4 protein-coding genes are annotated in these 3,264 nt (G+C 64.2%); 1 reads left to right on the top strand and 3 read right to left on the bottom strand.

All coding sequences use genetic code 11. The annotated features are described in order from the left end of the window. Positions 1-103: 103 nt before the first annotated feature. The gene (locus U9978_RS23845; protein ID WP_322763390.1) at positions 104-685 is read right to left on the bottom strand and encodes a PIN domain-containing protein; all 582 of its coding nucleotides are present in this window, start codon (positions 683-685) and stop codon (positions 104-106) included. Between the two features lie 2 nt (positions 686-687). After that, positions 688-1,149 carry a helix-turn-helix domain-containing protein gene (locus U9978_RS23840; protein WP_322763389.1) on the bottom strand — a complete coding sequence of 154 codons (462 nt, stop codon included), beginning with the start codon at positions 1,147-1,149 and terminating at the stop codon, positions 688-690. Between the two features lie 223 nt (positions 1,150-1,372). Here U9978_RS23840 and U9978_RS23835 point away from each other — a divergent pair, with 223 nt between their 5' ends. Next, positions 1,373-1,840 carry an effector-associated domain EAD1-containing protein gene (locus tag U9978_RS23835; protein ID WP_322763388.1) on the top strand — a complete coding sequence of 156 codons (468 nt, stop codon included), beginning with the start codon at positions 1,373-1,375 and terminating at the stop codon, positions 1,838-1,840. Between the two features lie 79 nt (positions 1,841-1,919). Here the strand turns inward: U9978_RS23835 and U9978_RS23830 are convergent, their stop codons facing one another. Beyond that, positions 1,920-3,068 carry an XRE family transcriptional regulator gene (locus U9978_RS23830; RefSeq protein ID WP_322763387.1) on the bottom strand — a complete coding sequence of 383 codons (1,149 nt, stop codon included), beginning with the start codon at positions 3,066-3,068 and terminating at the stop codon, positions 1,920-1,922. Positions 3,069-3,264: the final 196 nt, after the last annotated feature.

The following is a 3,264-nucleotide window of genomic DNA, read 5'->3' as shown; positions in this document are numbered from 1 at the left end:
CTTTCCGCACGCTGCGCTGCAGCGCGCTACGGCCCTGGTGAATCTGGCCCCGTAGCTACCGCTATCCAGCCGAAAAACGTACACGATGATCCAATAGTGTGGATCATCGTGTACACGGACGGTCGCACTCCGCCTTAATCACATGCGGCCGGACCGCCTCCGCGAACCGGCGGGCACCGGCACTGGCCAGATATGCCAGCACGTCGATGGGAGTGAGGCGTGGCCCGTGTCGACCGGTGTCAGCGGCCTGCTCGGCAACTACCCGCGTGATCAGTCGCGGTTCCCGATCCCACAGGTCAAGCAGGAAGTCATCGGGATGCTCCGGCTCCACGCCATGCGGTTCGCATGAATCGGCTGGGAAGTCCCGCAGGTTGCAGGTCATGATCCGATCGGCATCACACGCGACGGCTGCCGCGAGCACGTGTCGGTCCTTGACCTGATTGGTCATCTTCGGTATTAGATGCTCATATCCGGCGACCATGGCGGTTTCAAACGCTGTATTCATGAACACGATCCGCCGATCGATCGCTGCCGGAGCCACACCCGGAAGGTTTCGACGTACCTCGTCGAGGATCTCCTCAGACCAGCGCGGCAGGTACACATCCTCCTCCGCCAGCCGCAGCAGCAGATCACACAGCGCGTTGGGGATGAGGACATTGGCGTCCAGGACGATGATGGCCGGCACGATCAGGCCGCATCACCGGTGCCGGTTGGCGCCGGTGACCCGTACATGCCCATCTCCAACGCGTCCGCGGTCATCTCCGACAACACCTCGCGGCGCTTACGGCTGCGCCGTTGCCTATATGCGAGCACCTGTTCGAGCGGGATCCGCCGCGACGAGCCGGGCCGAGAGTAGCCGATCTCCCCCGCATCCAGCAGTTTGATCAACGTCGGGCGGGAGACACCCAGCAGATCCGCGGCCTCACGTGTCGTCAGTTCCTGGTCCACCGCGACCACCGCCACGCCCCTGCCGGACGCGAGCAGCTCGACCACCCGCGTAAGGACCTCACGCACGGAGCGAGGCAGCTCCGCCTCGGCACCACCACGGATCAACGCCAATGACCGATCGTCACCCTCGCCCATGAGGTCGACCAGACGAACCAGGGCGGCCCGTTCGTCCGATGCCGGTATCACCGTTTCCGGGGCCATCGCCGGACTCCCTCTGCTGCCGTCATGGCGACCAACTGCCGTCATCCATCATCTCGCAAAGTGCAAAAAACGCAACCGACCGGCGCCCGCGCGCCGAGCGCCCGGTTTGGGTGGCGTCTCCCGTACCAGGACGTTGTCATCGCTGTGGCGAGGACTACCCTCATATTACGGTGCAACTGGGGCAACCGTTGCGACGTCGGCGCTGCGGAGGCGGGGGGTTCCAGTGGCACCGGTTGGCGACGGCGGCAGGTCGCCGAGCGACGGGATCCCGGACGACGGCCCCGACATCCGCCTGAATCGGGATGACCGGGATGACTTCCGAGATGAGCTCGCGACGGTCTATACGACGGAGGCTGCCGCCTCCACCGTGCTCAACCAGATTGACTTCCCACTTGCGTACCGACCGGTTCTCCAAGGCAGCAACCCTGAACAGTGGTGGAGTCAGATCTTCTCCGATCTCAACGCCGGGACCATTGAGGGTGCGCCCTACCGAAGGTTGCTGCGCACAGCAAGACGTCGTTTCCCCGGCAATGCCGTGTTTCAGCGACTCGCCGCGGCCTATCTCGACAATCAGCATGGCGACGCTGGAAATCCGGACAACGAGGCCTCGGCGGCGGCCACCGAAAATGGTGTTGAGTCGGCGGAAGCCGAGGAGGGGCCGGCGCAGAGCTGCCATATCAGGACCAGCTGATCCGTCGAAGGTGTCGGCGCCGGGATCGGTCGCCTGTCTGGACTCACCTGTCCAGCCTACGCCTTGGGTAGGCAAGGCCTTACAGGACGAGTTCTGTATCGGTGTTCGCCATCTCCTCCTCGGTCATTGGAGCCAGCGGCTGTAGCTGCTTGAGGAGCACGTTTTCCGGGACGCTCGTAAGTCGCGCGAGGACGCGGACGCTGATCCCGCCGCTGTTGTATGCCTCCATTGCCCGCTGCAGCAAACTGGTCGGCAGGCGGCGCGATCCAATACTCTGCAGCTGCCGCTGGTACTCTTCGGCACGTCCTGTCATGAGGACCAGCCTGCGGGCGGACAGCTGTCGAACCCGGTCACGCCCCGCCGCGTCGACCAGTTCAACGTTATGCAGACGGAATGCGAGCGCATCCAAGCTGACCCTGAACCGAGTAAGCATCGCGCCGATCGACCGCTCGGTCGGACCTCCCGGATCCAACGACCGGCGCACGCTTGTCTCAGGCATGAGGAAAGCGGCGGCGAAACTGTTGGCTCTCGTCTCCTCGCGACTGTGTCGGCCGTAGAGGTCCTCGTCAATGGTGATGCCATTCGTATCGCCGTGGGTGTCACCTGCGGCGATATGTCCGATCTCGTGGGCAAGCGTGTAACGCTGTCGAGTGGCCGGAATAGCGCTACTCACGAGGGCCAAGCGGTAGTTACCTCGGGCTACACTCAAGCCATCCAACCCAGTCGGAAGGGGTTCGACCGCAACATCTATGCTCAAACTCTGTTCACAGAAGTCGGCCAGATCTTCGATGTCGGCATCGCCTGCCCCGGTGAACCCCCGCACCTCACGGGCAAGGTCGTCGGCTTGGCGCACTGGATTATCCTGGCGAATTTTCAATGGAAAGCGACTCGGCGATGAGGGCAGACCGAGGTCACACAGCAGGACATCAATTTCGAGGAGATCGTCCACGCGGCGCAGGGCCTGCTCGACCGCAGGGCTCGTATCGGGTTGCGCGCGTGCCGAGATCCGAGTGGCTCCCCGCTCGTCGCTCCCGAGCAGTTCGGCCACCGACACCCCGGTCGCCTCGGCGATGAGCGCGAGCTCCAAGGTGCTCAGACGCCGCTTGCCGCTGAGCACCTTGGACAGTGCGGTCGGATCCATACCGGCGGCCTTCGCAAGCGCCTGCTGAGTCATGCCTGACTCCCGCAGCGTCTGGCGTATGCGGTCAGCGAGGATCTCAGGTTTCACCTAGCCATGATACGTCGAGACTTGCGAAAATCGCAAAGTCAATGGTAGTAGTCGTTGCGACGTCGGCGCTGTGGCGGCGGGGGGTTCCAGCGGCATCGGTTGGCGACCCCGACGCCGACCGACCGCCGAACGACGGCCCCGGCCGCTCGGACGACGACCTTGGGCGCCCGAACGACGCCCCCGACCGGGACCGGCC

It is taken from the genome of Protofrankia sp. Cr2 (genome assembly GCF_963555885.1).
Classification (GTDB): domain Bacteria; phylum Actinomycetota; class Actinomycetes; order Frankiales; family Frankiaceae; genus Protofrankia.
This window is presented reverse-complemented; position numbering and strand designations above follow the sequence as displayed.

Bases quoted from the DNA above. Each gene is read 5' to 3' on its own strand.
- U9978_RS23840 (WP_322763389.1), bottom strand. From the start codon at position 1,149: ATGGCCCCGGAAACGGTGATACCGGCATCGGACGAACGGGCCGCCCTG.